General features: G+C 64.3%; 16 protein-coding genes. 8 read left to right on the forward strand and 8 right to left on the reverse strand.

Annotated elements, in window-relative coordinates; all coding sequences use genetic code 11:
- The first annotated feature begins 13 nt into the window (after positions 1-13).
- The 4 genes from NMG46_RS11700 to NMG46_RS11715 are packed head-to-tail and all read left to right on the forward strand — an operon-like array spanning position 14 to position 1,887.
- Positions 14-310 carry a YciI-like protein gene (locus NMG46_RS11700; protein ID WP_254818065.1) on the forward strand — a complete coding sequence of 99 codons (297 nt, stop codon included), beginning with the start codon at positions 14-16 and terminating at the stop codon, positions 308-310.
- A gap of 30 nt (positions 311-340) precedes the next feature.
- Entirely contained in the window at positions 341-766 is a 426-nt protein-coding gene (locus tag NMG46_RS11705; protein ID WP_254817798.1) for an EVE domain-containing protein, read from the forward strand.
- Positions 763-1,419 carry a methyltransferase gene (locus tag NMG46_RS11710; RefSeq protein WP_254818066.1) on the forward strand — a complete coding sequence of 219 codons (657 nt, stop codon included), beginning with the start codon at positions 763-765 and terminating at the stop codon, positions 1,417-1,419. The genes NMG46_RS11705 and NMG46_RS11710 overlap by 4 nt, the downstream gene beginning before the upstream one ends.
- A gap of 48 nt (positions 1,420-1,467) precedes the next feature.
- Positions 1,468-1,887 (forward strand): DUF1761 domain-containing protein, encoded by a 420-nt coding sequence (locus NMG46_RS11715; protein WP_254817799.1) that lies wholly within the window; start codon positions 1,468-1,470, stop codon positions 1,885-1,887.
- Positions 1,888-1,890: 3 nt separating this feature from the next.
- On the opposite strand, the gene gcvA is transcribed toward NMG46_RS11715, so the two are convergent.
- Positions 1,891-2,811, reverse strand: a complete 921-nt coding sequence (gcvA, locus tag NMG46_RS11720) for a transcriptional regulator GcvA (RefSeq protein WP_254817800.1) — start codon at positions 2,809-2,811, stop codon at positions 1,891-1,893.
- A gap of 162 nt (positions 2,812-2,973) precedes the next feature.
- Between gcvA and NMG46_RS11725 the strand changes: the two genes are divergently transcribed.
- On the forward strand, positions 2,974-3,213 hold the full coding sequence (locus tag NMG46_RS11725) for a hypothetical protein (protein ID WP_254817801.1): 240 nt from the start codon (positions 2,974-2,976) through the stop codon (positions 3,211-3,213).
- Between the two features lie 106 nt (positions 3,214-3,319).
- Here NMG46_RS11725 and NMG46_RS11730 read toward each other — a convergent pair whose 3' ends face one another.
- A complete protein-coding gene (locus tag NMG46_RS11730; protein ID WP_254818067.1) occupies positions 3,320-3,856 on the reverse strand; it encodes a L,D-transpeptidase in 537 nt (178 codons plus the stop codon).
- Positions 3,857-4,000: 144 nt separating this feature from the next.
- Here NMG46_RS11730 and NMG46_RS11735 point away from each other — a divergent pair, with 144 nt between their 5' ends.
- Together NMG46_RS11735 and NMG46_RS11740 are read left to right on the forward strand one after the other, a co-directional pair.
- A complete protein-coding gene (locus tag NMG46_RS11735) occupies positions 4,001-4,684 on the forward strand; it encodes a response regulator transcription factor (protein ID WP_254817802.1) in 684 nt (227 codons plus the stop codon).
- Between the two features lie 125 nt (positions 4,685-4,809).
- On the forward strand, positions 4,810-5,265 hold the full coding sequence (locus NMG46_RS11740; protein ID WP_254817803.1) for a Crp/Fnr family transcriptional regulator: 456 nt from the start codon (positions 4,810-4,812) through the stop codon (positions 5,263-5,265).
- 46 nt (positions 5,266-5,311) lie between these two features.
- On the opposite strand, the gene NMG46_RS11745 is transcribed toward NMG46_RS11740, so the two are convergent.
- The 6 genes from NMG46_RS11745 to NMG46_RS11770 form a co-directional block, all read right to left on the reverse strand.
- Positions 5,312-6,205: a sugar phosphate isomerase/epimerase gene (locus NMG46_RS11745; protein WP_254817804.1), complete on the reverse strand. Its 894-nt coding sequence runs from the start codon at positions 6,203-6,205 to the stop codon at positions 5,312-5,314.
- A gap of 116 nt (positions 6,206-6,321) precedes the next feature.
- Positions 6,322-7,260, reverse strand: a complete 939-nt coding sequence (locus tag NMG46_RS11750) for an ABC transporter substrate-binding protein (protein ID WP_254817805.1) — start codon at positions 7,258-7,260, stop codon at positions 6,322-6,324.
- An 86-nt stretch (positions 7,261-7,346) separates the two neighbouring features.
- Positions 7,347-8,348, reverse strand: a complete 1,002-nt coding sequence (locus NMG46_RS11755; protein WP_254817806.1) for a ribose ABC transporter permease — start codon at positions 8,346-8,348, stop codon at positions 7,347-7,349.
- On the reverse strand, positions 8,345-9,889 hold the full coding sequence (locus NMG46_RS11760; RefSeq protein WP_254817807.1) for a sugar ABC transporter ATP-binding protein: 1,545 nt from the start codon (positions 9,887-9,889) through the stop codon (positions 8,345-8,347). The genes NMG46_RS11755 and NMG46_RS11760 overlap by 4 nt, the downstream gene beginning before the upstream one ends.
- A complete protein-coding gene (locus NMG46_RS11765; RefSeq protein WP_254817808.1) occupies positions 9,886-11,265 on the reverse strand; it encodes a carbohydrate kinase in 1,380 nt (459 codons plus the stop codon). The genes NMG46_RS11760 and NMG46_RS11765 overlap by 4 nt, the downstream gene beginning before the upstream one ends.
- Complete coding sequence (locus NMG46_RS11770; RefSeq protein ID WP_254817809.1) at positions 11,262-12,044, reverse strand: DeoR/GlpR family DNA-binding transcription regulator; 783 nt, start codon at positions 12,042-12,044, stop codon at positions 11,262-11,264. Before NMG46_RS11770 ends, NMG46_RS11765 begins: the two co-directional genes overlap by 4 nt.
- A gap of 226 nt (positions 12,045-12,270) precedes the next feature.
- Between NMG46_RS11770 and NMG46_RS11775 the strand changes: the two genes are divergently transcribed.
- On the forward strand, positions 12,271-13,314 hold the full coding sequence (locus NMG46_RS11775; RefSeq protein WP_254817810.1) for a class II aldolase/adducin family protein: 1,044 nt from the start codon (positions 12,271-12,273) through the stop codon (positions 13,312-13,314).

Here is a 13,314-nt window from a genome sequence, read left to right on the forward strand (position 1 = left end):
GGACATGGAAAAGATGCTGTTTGCGTTGATTTGCAAGGACAAGCCAGGAAGCCTGCAGGTGCGGCTCGATACGCGGCCCAAGCACCTTGCCTTCCTGGAAGGGCTGAACGGCGACAAGAAATTGGCCTTCGCCGGCCCGTTCCTCGACGCCGACGGCAAGCCGAACGGCACTCTCGCCGTCGTCGAGGCGCCCGATCTGGCTGCGGCAAAAGCCCTGTCGGCGGCCGATCCCTATACCAAGGCAGGGCTGTTCGAAAGCGTCGAAATCCAGCAGTGGAACTGGAGCTTCAACAAGCCGGCGGACATCTGATCGCGGCGGCACCTGAGGAGGAGCAACACAATGAACTACTGGCTGTTCAAATCCGAACCTTCGGTCTTCTCCTTCGAGGACCTCAAGGCCAAGGGCAAGGCCGGCACGCAATGGGACGGCGTGCGCAATTATGCGGCGCGCAACAACATGAAGGCGATGCAGATCGGCGATCTCGGCTTCTTCTACCATTCCAATGACGGGCTCGACATCGTCGGCATCGCCGAAGTCTGCGCGCTGGCCCATCAGGACAGCACCACCGACGACCCCCGCTGGGAGTGCGTCGATATCCGCGCCTTCAAGGACATGCCGAAGCCGGTGACGCTGGAGCAGGCCAAGGCCAATCCACAGCTGGCCGACATGGCGCTGGTGCGGCTCGGCCGGCTGTCCGTGCAGCCGGTGACGCCGGCCGAATGGCAAGAGGTTTGCCGCATGGGCGGCCTGACGCCGGCGCCATGACGGCGCTGACGCCGGACAGCGCCAGGAAATTCATCCTCGACAACACGGCGCTGATGGCGCCGCCGCATGTGCCGGAGATCCGCCTGCACCTGGCCGACGAGGCACATGAATTATGGCAGCGGACCGAGGACGAGCTGACCGAAATCGGCCTGCCGCCACCCTTCTGGGCTTTCGCCTGGGCCGGCGGCCAAGGCCTTGCCCGCTACATCCTCGACAATCCGGCGGCGGTGCGCGGCAGGCGCGTGCTCGACTTCGCCTCAGGCTCCGGCCTTGTCGCCATTGCAGCAGTGAAGGCCGGCGCTGCCGAGGTGATCGCCGCCGATATCGACCCGTTCTGCGCGACCGCGATCCGCCTCAATGCCGAGGCCAATGGGACCGAGATCGAATTCCTCGCCGGCGATCCCATCGGCAGCGATGCCGGGTGGGACGTCGTGCTGGCCGGCGATGTCTTCTACGACAAGTCCTTTGCCGACGGGCTGATGCCGTGGTTCGCCCGGCTGAGGGCGCGCGGCGCCGACATTCTCGTCGGCGATCCCGGCCGCTCCTATCTGCCGAAGACCGGGCTGGAGCCGCTTGCCGTCTACGAAGTGGCGGTGACCCGCGCGCTGGAAGACGCCGAGATCAAGCGCACCACCGTCTGGCGTCTTGCTTGACGGCATCGCCGAACAGGCGTTCCATCGCGCAATCGACCGGAGGGAACCATGGATTTTTCGGCAATCAATTGGCTGGCGGTAATCGTCGCCGCCGTCGTGGCGTGGTTGTTCGGCGCCGCCTGGTACATGGGTTTGAGCAAGCCGTGGCTGAAGGCCGCCAAGCTTGATCCGGCGACGATGAGCAAATCGATGCTGCCCTTCGTCGTCTCCTTCGTCGCGGAGATCGTGATGGCGCTGGTCATGTCGCTGATCATCGGCGCGGTGACCGGCGGCGAACCGAGCCTGCTTGCCGGGGTGATCTTCGGCTTCGTTCTCTGGCTGGGGTTCGTCGCCACGACGCTTTCGGTCAACCATCGCTACGAAGGTTTCGGCTGGGATCTGACGCTCATCGATGTTGGTCACTGGCTCGGCGTGCTGCTTCTCATCGGCGCGGTGATCGGCTGGTTCGGCGCGGCGGCGACCGGCTGACCGTCAGGTCGGCGTCTTGGCGACTTCCTCGAGGAGCCAATCGCGAAAGGCGACGATGCGCGGATCATTCGCCGCCGTTTCGGGATAGACCAGGAAATAGGCGAATTCGGGCGCGACCTTGATGCCGAGTTCGAACGGCCGGATCAGCCGGCCTTCCGAAAGGTCGTTTGCCACCATGGCGAAATCGGCGAGCGCAACCGCGTTGCCGTCGAGCGCGGCCTGGACGGCATCGGTCGAATTGCCGAACACGATGGTCCGGCTGTCGTCGAAATCGTCGACGCCCGCCGCCGCCATCCACATGCTCCAGTTCGGCCAGGTGACGCCCTGGCGCGACCACTCGATATGCGCCAGCGTATGATGAAACAGGTCGCGCGGCTCCTTGAGCGGCGGCCCGGCCCGCAACAGGGCCGGGCTGCAGACCGGAATGATAACGTTTTCGAACAGCCGGTGCGAGCGAAGCCCCTGATATTTGCCGGTGCCGAAACGGATGCCGAGATCGACGTCGTCGCGATCGAAGTCGCGCACCTCGTAGCTGATGTCGAAACGCAGCTCGATCGCCGGATGCTGCTTGCGAAAATCGTCGACGCGCCGCATCAGCCACTTCGTCGCGAATTGCGCATCGAGGGTGACCTTCAGCAGCGCCGATCCGCGTGCCATCTTCTGCGCCCGTGAGACGGCCCGGCCAAGCAGGTCGAGCGCATCGGTCGAAGCTTCGAACAGCACCGCACCCGCCTCGGTCAGCCGGATCGTGCGGCTGGTGCGCGTGAACAGCACGATGCCGAGCTGGTCCTCGATTTCCTTGATCTGATGGCTGACCGCCGCCGGCGTCAGGCCGAGCTCGTCGGCGGCGCGGGTGAAATTGAGATGCCGGGCCGCTGCCTCCAGCGTCCGCAGCGCACGGGTTCCAGGCAGCAGGCGCGCCATCAGTGCCAGACGAGGAAAGTTCGGTCGAGCATCCCAATCCTCAAACAAAACTTGAAGATGCAGAAAAAACTACTCGTTTCCTGTTTGGATTTCAATCGGTCATGATCTGGTCATCGAAGAAACATCAAACCGGATTTGATGTCCGGAGAAGCGGGTTGCACCATGTCTGACATCACCTTGCGCCCTGTTACCCTCCGCCCGGCCTGGCTGCGCGCCGTGCTTGACTGGTTTCGCTACGCAAAAATCGCGGTCAATCTTCCCTACGAGAATGTCGAGGATCTCTCCGATCGCCAGCTGCGCGACATCGGCGGCGAACGCAAGGACATCGCACGCGCCATGGACCGCGAACTCGGCCGGCTCGGCCTTCTCGACACGGGTTGGCAGCTGCCGAGGAAGCGCTAGGACGGTGTAGTGAGTAGTGAAGCTAAGCGGCGGGTCCGCGAATATCCTTCCCGACCAATTTCCCTATTCACTACTCACTATTCCCCTACCTTAATTCACGACTCCCTCACCTTACCACCCTCACCACCGTCCGTTCCGACAGCAGCGGCAGCAGCCGCGCCATGGTGCGAGCCGTTACCGCGACGCAGCCTTGCGTCGGCGTCAAGCCGGGGCGCGCCAGGTGGAAGAAGATGGCGCTGCCGCGCCCGCGCCGCCGCGGCACAATGTTCCAGTCCAGCACCAGGCAGGCGTCATAGAGATCGTCGGTGCGCAGCATCCGCTCATGGCTGGCGCCATAGGGGATTTTGACCGGGCGGTTGTAGTTGCGGTCCCCAGGCACTTCGCACCAGCCGAGGTCGCGGCCGATCGGCGTCATCGCGAGCCGCGTCCGGCGGCCGCCGGCGAAACGGTCGCCGCGAAAATATCCCGACAATATCCGCATCGAGGCAAGCGGCGTGGCGCCGTCGCCCTCGCGCTTGGCCGCCGAGATGCCGCCATGCCCCAGCGCACATGGAAACACCAGTTTGCCGGCCTGCAGAAAGCCCTGGCTGGCATGGCCCGGGCGCGCGCGCACGGTGAGCACGGCGAGCCCTTTCGGCAAAATTGCGCCGACTGCATTGCGATCGTGTTTTTTCTTGTATGATCGTGCCACGGAACAAATCACTGTGAACGGCTGTTGTGCCGGTCAGCTTCCGCATAAACAGGCTGCGGTCAACTGAAATCTCTTTTCAAAACAACGGATTGATCCATGACTTCACGCACCATTCTGATCGTTGACGACGATGACGACCTGCGCGGCACCCTTGTCGAGCAATTGTCGCTTTATGAGGAATTCGATGTCCTGCAGGAAGCGACCGCCGCCAAAGGCATCGCCACGGCGCGCGGCGGTCTCATCGACCTGCTCATCATGGATGTCGGCCTGCCCGACATGGATGGCCGCGAGGCGGTAAAGATATTGCGCAAGGGCGGCTACAAGGCGCCGATCATCATGCTGACCGGCCACGACACCGATTCCGACACCATCCTTGGCCTCGAGGCCGGCGCCAACGACTATGTGACGAAGCCATTCCGCTTTGCCGTGCTGCTGGCCCGCATCCGCGCCCAGCTGCGCCAGCACGAGCAGAGCGAGGACGCCACTTTCTCGGTCGGCCCCTACACGTTCAAGCCTAGCCAGAAGCTTCTGATCGACCCGCGCGGCGCCAAGGTGAGGCTGACCGAAAAGGAAGCCTCGATCATCAAATATCTCTACCGTGCCGACCAGAAGGTGGTGACCCGCGACGTGCTGCTGGAGGAAGTCTGGGGCTACAATTCCGGCGTCACCACTCACACCCTCGAAACGCATGTCTACCGGCTGCGCCAGAAGATCGAGCGCGATCCTTCCAACGCGGAAATTCTCGTGACAGAAAGCGGCGGCTACAAGCTGGTTCCTTAAACATTTCATTATTCAAATAAGCGATCCGGGCGGGGCGCTTTTCGGGTACGGTCCTGAGGCTGGAGGTGGTTTTGGATCGGCCTCGTAGGGGAGGAGTCGGACTGACGGTTCGGGGACATAGCTAGATGGCGCTGGATGACGACATCCGCATCCTGTCCACCGTGAGGCTCTTCGAGGGCTTTACGCAGGAACAACTGCGTCTGCTCGCCTTCGGCGCCGAAACCACCAGGTTGCAAGCCGACCACAAGCTTTACCGCGAGGATGACGCGGCCGATTGCGCCTATATCGTGATCAGCGGCCGCATCGTCCTCTACCGCGAGCACGACGGCGAGCGCATCCCGATCGGCACCGCCGGCCCCGGCACCATGCTCAGCGAACTGGCGCTGATCGCCGATACCAACCGGCTGACCAGCGCCTCTGCCGAAATCGATTCGGAAGTGCTGCGGCTCAGCCGCAAGATGTTCCGCCGCATCCTCGAGGAATACCCGGAGCTGGCGGTTTACCTGCACCAGCGCATCTCGGAGGATTTCCAGGCGATGATCCGCCGCATCGAGGAGCTTGGGCCGCGTTTTGCCGGCTAATACAGCGCCTCTGGTCTAACCAGATCGATTTCGGAACTGCGAGTTCTCAAGGCCGCTGCGTTGCGGAAACAAGCTCGGCCTTGCGCCGCGCCGTCTCCAGTCCGAGCGAAATGAAGCGGCGCGCATGTTTGGCCAGCTCCATATTGTCGGTCCACAGATTGCGCCAGATGGCGGTTTTCCGCGACAGGTTCTCATCGACGATTTCCGACGAGAAGGATTCGAAGCTGAGATCGTCGCTGTAGCCGATGGCGGTCAGCGCGTCGAATATCGCGGCAAAATCGATATTGCCGGTGCCGAGGAAGCCGCGATGGCTCTCACCGATATGGACATAGCCGATCTTCCTTGCGGCGTTGCGAATGGCCAAGCCGACATCGGCCTCCTCGATGTTCATATGGAAGCTGTCGAGATGCAGGAAGATGTTGTCGGAGCCGCTGTCCGCGATGAAGGCCATGCCTTGCGCGGCGGTGTTGAGCAGGTTGCTTTCGAAGCGGTTGACGATCTCGAGGTTGAGGCTGACGCCAGCTGATTTTGCTGTCTCGGCCACCTCGGCAAGCGTGCCGGCGCTGCGGTTCCACTGGTCGCGCGTCGGCGCCTCGCTCTGCAATCCATGGCTGGTGCTGAGGATGCCGGCAACCTTCTGGCCGCCAAGATCGCGGGTCAGCGCGATCGTACGTCTCAGGATTTCGACTCCGCGCGCCGCAATCGTTTTGTCGGCGCTCGAAATATCGCCGTCGGCCGGCAGTCCGATGCTGATCGCGACGCCGAGGCCGAGGTCGCCGATCCGCTTGGCCAAGCCGTCGATGTCGACATTGGCGGGGTCGAGATAAGAGAATTCGATCAGGTCGAAGCCGGCCTCCCTGGTGTTGGCCAGCGTCCGCTCGAGGTCGCTCTGCGCCGAGCTCGCCGACCAGACGAATGAGTGGATTCCGATGCGCGACATGATTGTCTCCGGTCATTCCAGGAGTAGCGGACCCAAGTCCAAATCGGCTTTTGGCAATCCATTGCTCCGATAAAAAGGTGCGGCCGGTCATCCCGGCCGCACCAGGCTTGGGAAGCTTAGCGAGCTGCGGTCCAGCCCTTGTAATCCTTCAAATTGTCGGCCGTGATCAGCTTCGGGTCGAGCAGTACCGTCGGCTCGGCCGGCTTCTTGCCAGCAAGCAGGTCAGCCGCCATCGTCAGCGACTGACCGGCCATCACATAGGGATCCTGCGAGGCCGAGGCTTTGATCATCGACGTGCCGGAAGCGAGTTCCTTCTCGATATCGGGCGCGCCGTCGACCGCGGTGAAGATGAACTCCGAGCGGTTGAGCTGCTTGGCCGCAAGCTGGGCGCCGATCGCCGTCGGATCGTTGATGGCGAAGACCGCGTCGATCTTGTCGAAACGGGTCAGCAGCGACTGGAACACTTTCAGGCCGCCGTCACGCGAGCCTTCGGCGTTCTGGTCGTCGGAAAGGATCTTGATGTCGGGGTGTTTTGCCAGCACGTCCTTGCAGCCCTTGACCCGCTCCAGGATCGATGACGAGGCCGGGCCGTTGAGGATGACGTAGTCGCCCTTGCCGCCGGTATGATCGACCAGATACTGGCACGCCTCTTCGCCGGCCTTGACGTTGTTGGTCATCACGGTGACGTCGGCGCCCGGCGCCGAAACGTCGAAGGCGGCAACGACGATGCCGGCCGCCTGTGCCTTCTTGACCGCCGGCGCGATCGCTTTGGCATCGACAGCGTTGAGCATGATGACGTCGACACCGGCGGCGATGAAGGAATCGACCTGCGAAACCTGCTTGTTGAGGTCGTAGTCGGCCGATACCGAGGTCACCTGCACATTCGGATTGATCTTCTTGGCCGCGTCCTCGATGCCCTTGATGGTGGCGACGAAGAACGGATTGCCGAGCAGGCCGACCGAGATGCCGACCTTGTTCAGGTCTTTGGCTGATGCCGGCGCGATGACGGCGGCCGCAAAGGCTACGCCGCAGAGCAGTTTAGCGATGGTCTTCATTGTTTTATTTTCCTCCTGATGCCCCGCGCCTCTCACGGTGCGTTACACATGAAACCGGCTCGTTGGATGCCGGCGACTAAGGGCCATCACGTTCTTGCCCCTGCCTGGAGCCGGTAACGGTCGAGGGCGACCGCCACGATGATGACCAATCCCTTGATGATGTACTGCCAGATGTCCGAAACACCGGCGAGGATGAGCCCGTTGGACAGCACGGCGATGATCAGGCCGCCGATCAGCGTGCCCCAGATCGAGCCGACGCCGCCGACGAAACTGGTGCCGCCGAGGATGACCGCGGCAATCGCGTCGAGTTCGTAGGACTGGCCGAGCTGCAGCCCGTTGGCGGCATAGAGCCGGGCCGCCGACATAGCGCCGCCAAGCCCGGCCAGAAGGCCGGAAACGCCATAGACGAAGAGCAGCACCAGCGGCACTTTGATGCCGGTCAGCCTGGCGGCCTCGGCGTTACCGCCGACGGCGTAGATCCAGGTGCCGAGCACAGTGCGCTTGAGCACCAGCCAGGACAGCACCACCACCGCCAGTGCGATGATTACCAGCCACGGAATGCCGAACAGCGATCCGTTGCCGATGAAGTCGAACGGCAGGTCCGCGTTGAACACCGTAGTGTCCTGGCCAAGCAGGCGGGCGACGCCGCGCACGGCGGTCAGCGACCCCAGCGTGACGATGAAGGGCGGCAGCTTGATATAGGCGATCAGCAGCCCGTTGATGACGCCGAAGCCGAGGCCGACGAGAATGGCCGCCGGCACGCCCAGCAGTCCCCAATCGGGCACCAGCGACACCATCACCGCCACCATCGCCGAGGCGGCAAGGATCGAGCCGACGGACAGGTCGATGCCGCCGGTCAGGATGACGAAGGTCATGCCGGCCGCCAGCACGATGTTGATCGACGATTGCTGCATGACGATCAGCAGATTGGTCTGGGTGAAAAAGCGCGGGTTGATGAACTGGAAGCCGACCGCCAGCAGAATCAGGATCGGCAGCATGCCGAGTGCGGCGATGGCGGTGCGCCACCTCGTACTTCTGCCGATCGCCCGGTCGTCCGCTTTCATCGTGTCGGCCACCTTGTCGGTCATCGCTGAGCCGCTCCCGTTGCAAGTTCCATGATCGCTTCCTGCCGCAGCGGCTCGCCCTCCGACGCCGTCACCTCGCCGGCAATGGTACCGTCGCGCATCACCAGCACGCGGTCGGCGATGCCGATCACCTCCGGCAGTTCGCTGGAGATCATCAGGATGGCGATGCCTTTCTTGGCCAGGTTGTCGATCAGCCGGTAGATTTCCGACTTCGCCCCGACATCGACGCCGCGGGTCGGCTCGTCGAGGATGACGACCTGCGGCTCGGTTTCCAGCAGGCGGGCGAGCAGCACCTTCTGCTGGTTACCGCCCGACAGCGAACCCGCATTGGCCTGCACCGAGCTGGTGCGGATGGAGAGGTCTGACACCGCCTTGGCGGCGCGCTTTTCGGCAGCCGCGAAGTCGCGCAGACCGCCGGCCTTCGCGTCCTTTGCCAGCACGCCCATGCTGATGTTGTCGGAGATCGACATGTCGAGAAACAGGCCAAGTTGCTTGCGGTCCTCGGTCAGGTAGGCGATGCCGGCATCGAGCGCCTCGCTCGGCGAACCGATGGATATCGGTTTGCCGCCGAGCTCCAGTGTGCCCGATATGTGCCTGTCGGCGCCGAAGATCAGCCGTGCCAGTTCGGTTCGGCCCGAACCGACCAGGCCGGCCAGTGCCAGCACCTCGCCTTTGTGGAGGTCGAAGGAACAATTCTTTATGAGATTGCCGTCCGACATGCCGCGCACCGACAGCGCGACGGCGCGCTTGCTGTCCGGCGGGCGGTGATCCTTCTTGTAGAAGGTCGACAGATCGCGCCCGACCATCATTGATACCAGGCGCGAGGCGTTCAGATCGGCGCGGTCGAGCGTGCCGACATAGCCGCTGTCGCGCAGCACGCTGACGCGGTCGGCGAGCTGGTAGACCTCTTCCATGCGGTGGCTGATGTAGATGATGGCGATGCCTTGCGACTTCAGCGTCGCGATCACCTCGAACAGCCGGTCGGTCTCACGCGAGGTCAGCGACGTGGTCGGCTCGTCCATGACGATGATGCGCGCATTGGTCGACAGCGCCCGGGCGATTTCCACCAGCTGGCGCTCGCCGAGCGACAGGTTGGTGACCGGGGTGCGCGCCGAAAAGGCCACGCCGAGCCGCGCGATGATCTCGCTGGCGCGCTGGTTACATTGCTCGCGGTCGACGATGCCGAACCGTCTTGGCTCATTGCCGAGGAAGATGTTCTGCGCCACCGACAGATTGGGCGCCAGCGACAGCTCCTGATAGATGACCGCAATGCCGGCGGCGCGCGCCTTGATCGGGTCGCCGGTGGCGGCCGGTACGCCGTCGATCAGGATTTCGCCGCCGGGGTCCGGCCGGTAGGCGCCGGACAGCACCTTCATCAGCGTCGACTTGCCGGCACCGTTCTCGCCCATCAACGCGTGCAGCTCGCCGGCGTGAACGGTCAGCGACACATCATGCAAGGCGCGGATCGCCCCGAACGTCTTCGAGATGTGGCGCATCTCCAGCACCGGCTGGCGCATCGTCTCGATCCGGGCGGCGGCGCTCATCGTGCACCTCCCGAGGCTGCCCTGGCCACGCCCCGGTCGGCGGCAAGGCCGCGCCAGTCGTTGCGGTAGCCGGCAAGGCCGCTGAAGCTTGCCGCATGCACCGCCTCCGGCGCCTCGGTGGCAAACTCGCGTCCGACGCTTTCAAAGGCAAGTGCGGCGGCACCGGTGGCGCTGCCCTCCAGCGTTGCGCCCTGCAGGAAGGTCTGCCCGGGCCGCAATTGCGCCAGCAGCGCGGCAAGCAGCCCGCCATTGTTCAGGCCGCCGTCGACGATCACCGTATTGTCCGAATGGATCAGCTCGAGGCACAGATCGAGCATCAGCGCGACGTAGAGCAGCGCCACGGCCGCGCGTTCCTCGGCATTAGGCGTACGCCCGACCAGTTCGCCGCGGCGGTGCGGCATCGGGCCGCCGGGCGCGAAGCTCGGCAGCGCCATGATGCCGGCGTCGATCACCCGTTGTACCGATGACGGCGCGATTGCGCCCTGCCAGCCGGCGCTGATCGTGGCGAATTCGCGACCGCCCATGAAGCGGATGGTCGGCACCGGGCCGCCGTAGACATCGACATTGACCAGCATGTCGCGCTCGCCATCGAGTGCATTGAGCGGACAGTCCGGATTGAGCACGACCACCCAGGTGCCGGTCGAGACCACGGTCACCGGCCCGAGCTGCTGTCGGCGGTAGGCATGGAGCGCAGCATTGCTGTCATGGACGCCGTTGTGGACGGCGACCGGCTTGGCGGCCCGGCTGAAGCGCTGCTCGCCGATCACCGCGCCGGCACGCTCGAAGGCGGGCATCTGGCCGCGCCAGCCCTCGGCATCGACCAGCGAGCTGAAATCGCGTTTGCGCGGCGCCCATAGATGCGAATGGCAGCCGAGATAGGAGACCTCCGACACCGGCCGGCCGCCAAATCGCCAGCTCCAATATTGGGGGTAGCCGAGGATCGATTTCGCTGTGGCGAAGGCACCGGGCTCCACCTCCTTCAGCCACAACATGTGGCGGCCGTAGTTGAAGCCAAGCGGCAGGCGCGGCGAAAAGGTCTCGGCAAAATCCGGAATGCGGCGGTCGATCTGCGCGGCGATTTCAGCTGGCGGTTCCTGCTCGTAATCGAGGATCGGATGCGTCAGCGCGGCTTCGTCGACCAACGCGAAGGTGCAGCCATGGCCGGATACCATCAGCCCTTCCACGCCATGCGTATCGACGGCGTCATCGATGGCGCGAGCCGCCCAGTCGTGCAGCGTTGCCTCGTCGAGCACGCTGAAGCCGCCTTTGCGGATCCAGCTCGGCTGGGTGCGGCGCTCGTCGAGGATCTGTCCGTCCTGGCCGAAGACGAACAGCTTCGAATTGGTCTTGCCGAAATCGAGGACCGCGATGTTCACTGGGCGCCTCCCGAGGAAGCGGCGATCCTCACCGTGACGCCGGCATCTTCGAGCATGCGGGCATCTGTCTCGGACAGGCCGTCATCGGTGACCAGCGTGCCGATCCGCGACAGCGGCAGCGCCACATTGCGCGCGTGGATCGACAGTTTTCGGCTGTCGGCCAGCACGACGATCTGGTCGGCGCAGAGGCTGAGCTCGACGATCGAGCGGACCAGCAGCGGGTGCGATTCCAGAAGGCCTTCCTGGCCGATGCCTTGCGCGCCGAGAAAAAACTTCGAGGCGTAGAACGGCACCGTCTGCGTCAGCGAATGGATGATGCCCGGCTCGCGGTGCAGGTCGCCGCCGGCAACGGTCAGACTGCAATGGCCGTGATCGCTGAGATAGGCCGCGAGCGGCATCGAGTTGGTGTAAAGCCGGATATTGCGGTCGGCGAGCTTGACGCCGAGATGGAAGCAGGTCGAACCGCCATGCACGATGACCGCGTCGCCGTCGCGCACCATGGTGGCGGCGAGAGCGGCGATCTGCCGCTTGGCCTCGACCGCGAGGTCGCGGTTCTCGTCATAGGGCCTGGCATAGGCGACGCCGGCTTGCGAAGCGCCATCGAGCGCCGAGATGCCGCCATAGACCTTGCGCGCTTCGCCGGCCTCATCGATCTTGTCGATGTCGCGCCGCACCGTCGCCGCCGACACGCCAAGCCGCTCCTGCAGCTCGCGCACCGATGCGAAAGGCCGGTCCCGCAAAAGCTCGACGATCTGACGCTGGCGGCCGGAGTCGCTCAACCCTTACCTCCCAATGCGCTTGCCTCCCGAGCCACTGCACGGCATGCCATTTAGCACGGCAATTGGTGCAACTTACTCAACGGCCCTCGGATTGCAAGTCTGATTTGACGCGATAACATCACTGTTGACGTAACTTACTCGCATCTGCGATACCAGCGTCGGTCTTCGTCCCGGCGGCAGGACGTCCAAAGCCGTGGCCACGCGGCCGGTTTGTGGAGGAATTTCGATGACGATCAGTGCGGATGCGCAGGAATTGGCAGCGCTGCGGTCGCTCTCCGCCGAGATCGGCAGCGACCCGCATCTGACCCAGGCCGCCGGCGGCAACACCTCGCTAAAAGCCGGTGACACGCTCTGGATCAAGGCCTCCGGCACCTGGCTGAAGGACGCGCTCACCGCGGACATCATGGTGCCGGTCAGCATTCCGCCATTGCTCGACGCCATCGAACGACGCGACCCGACCGCCGAACAGCCACAGGCCTTCACTGTCGGCGCCCTCAATCCGCGCGGCCTGCGCCCCTCGATCGAGACCACCGTACATGCGCTGATGCCGCAGCGCATCGTTCTGCATGTCCACTGCGTCGAGACCATTTCGCTGGCCGTGCAGGCCGACTGCGAGGCCGAGGCCGCCAGGCGGCTCGACGGCCACCAATGGGCGTATGTTCCCTATCGCCGGCCGGGACTGCCGCTCGCCCAGGGCATCGCCGAGCGCCTGCGGCCAGGCGTGGACATCCTGATCCTCGGCAATCACGGCCTGGTCGTTGCAGCCGACACTGTCGCTGAGGCGGGCATGCTGCTGCGCCGCGTGACACAGCTGCTGGCACGGCCGCCGCGCCAGGTGGCTGAGCCGGACACCGCGGCATTGATGGCGCGCGCCGGCGACAGCGACTACAGATTGCCGGCGGACGTCGAGGCGCACGCGGTGGCGATCGACCCCGAAAGCTGCCGCATGGCTTCGGGTGGCAGCCTCTACCCCGACCACGTCATCTTTCTCGGCAAGGGCTCGGTCGTGGCGAGGCCGGGCGAGGATGTGGAGCGCGTCATCGAGCGCTGCGGCGCCGCACCCGTGGCGATCCTGTTTCCCGGCCTCGGCGTGCTGATGCGCGGCGACGCGGGCGCCGGTGCCGACGCCATGCAGCGCTGCCTCGCCGACGTGACAGCGCGGGTCGATGTCGCGGCGAAGCTTAATTATCTGACAGCGGCAGAGAATGACGAACTGATCAACTGGGACGCCGAAAAATATCGCCAGAAACTCAATGCCGGGGGCAGCTGA

Origin of the sequence: Mesorhizobium sp. LMG 17147 (assembly GCF_024297145.1) — a bacterium.
Lineage (GTDB): Bacteria > Pseudomonadota > Alphaproteobacteria > Rhizobiales > Rhizobiaceae > Mesorhizobium.

What these genes read in the sequence shown, in the direction of transcription:
- NMG46_RS11700 (WP_254818065.1), top strand. Translation starts at nt 14, where the DNA reads ATGCTGTTTGCGTTGATTTGCAAGGACAAGCCAGGAAGCCTGCAGGTG.
- NMG46_RS11705 (WP_254817798.1), top strand. Translation starts at nt 341, where the DNA reads ATGAACTACTGGCTGTTCAAATCCGAACCTTCGGTCTTCTCCTTCGAG.
- NMG46_RS11710 (WP_254818066.1), top strand. Translation starts at nt 763, where the DNA reads ATGACGGCGCTGACGCCGGACAGCGCCAGGAAATTCATCCTCGACAAC.
- NMG46_RS11715 (WP_254817799.1), top strand. Translation starts at nt 1,468, where the DNA reads ATGGATTTTTCGGCAATCAATTGGCTGGCGGTAATCGTCGCCGCCGTC.
- gcvA (WP_254817800.1), bottom strand. Translation starts at nt 2,811, where the DNA reads ATGGCGCGCCTGCTGCCTGGAACCCGTGCGCTGCGGACGCTGGAGGCA.
- NMG46_RS11725 (WP_254817801.1), top strand. Translation starts at nt 2,974, where the DNA reads ATGTCTGACATCACCTTGCGCCCTGTTACCCTCCGCCCGGCCTGGCTG.
- NMG46_RS11735 (WP_254817802.1), top strand. Translation starts at nt 4,001, where the DNA reads ATGACTTCACGCACCATTCTGATCGTTGACGACGATGACGACCTGCGC.
- NMG46_RS11740 (WP_254817803.1), top strand. Translation starts at nt 4,810, where the DNA reads ATGGCGCTGGATGACGACATCCGCATCCTGTCCACCGTGAGGCTCTTC.
- NMG46_RS11745 (WP_254817804.1), bottom strand. Translation starts at nt 6,205, where the DNA reads ATGTCGCGCATCGGAATCCACTCATTCGTCTGGTCGGCGAGCTCGGCG.
- NMG46_RS11750 (WP_254817805.1), bottom strand. Translation starts at nt 7,260, where the DNA reads ATGAAGACCATCGCTAAACTGCTCTGCGGCGTAGCCTTTGCGGCCGCC.
- NMG46_RS11755 (WP_254817806.1), bottom strand. Translation starts at nt 8,348, where the DNA reads ATGACCGACAAGGTGGCCGACACGATGAAAGCGGACGACCGGGCGATC.
- NMG46_RS11760 (WP_254817807.1), bottom strand. Translation starts at nt 9,889, where the DNA reads ATGAGCGCCGCCGCCCGGATCGAGACGATGCGCCAGCCGGTGCTGGAG.
- NMG46_RS11775 (WP_254817810.1), top strand. Translation starts at nt 12,271, where the DNA reads ATGACGATCAGTGCGGATGCGCAGGAATTGGCAGCGCTGCGGTCGCTC.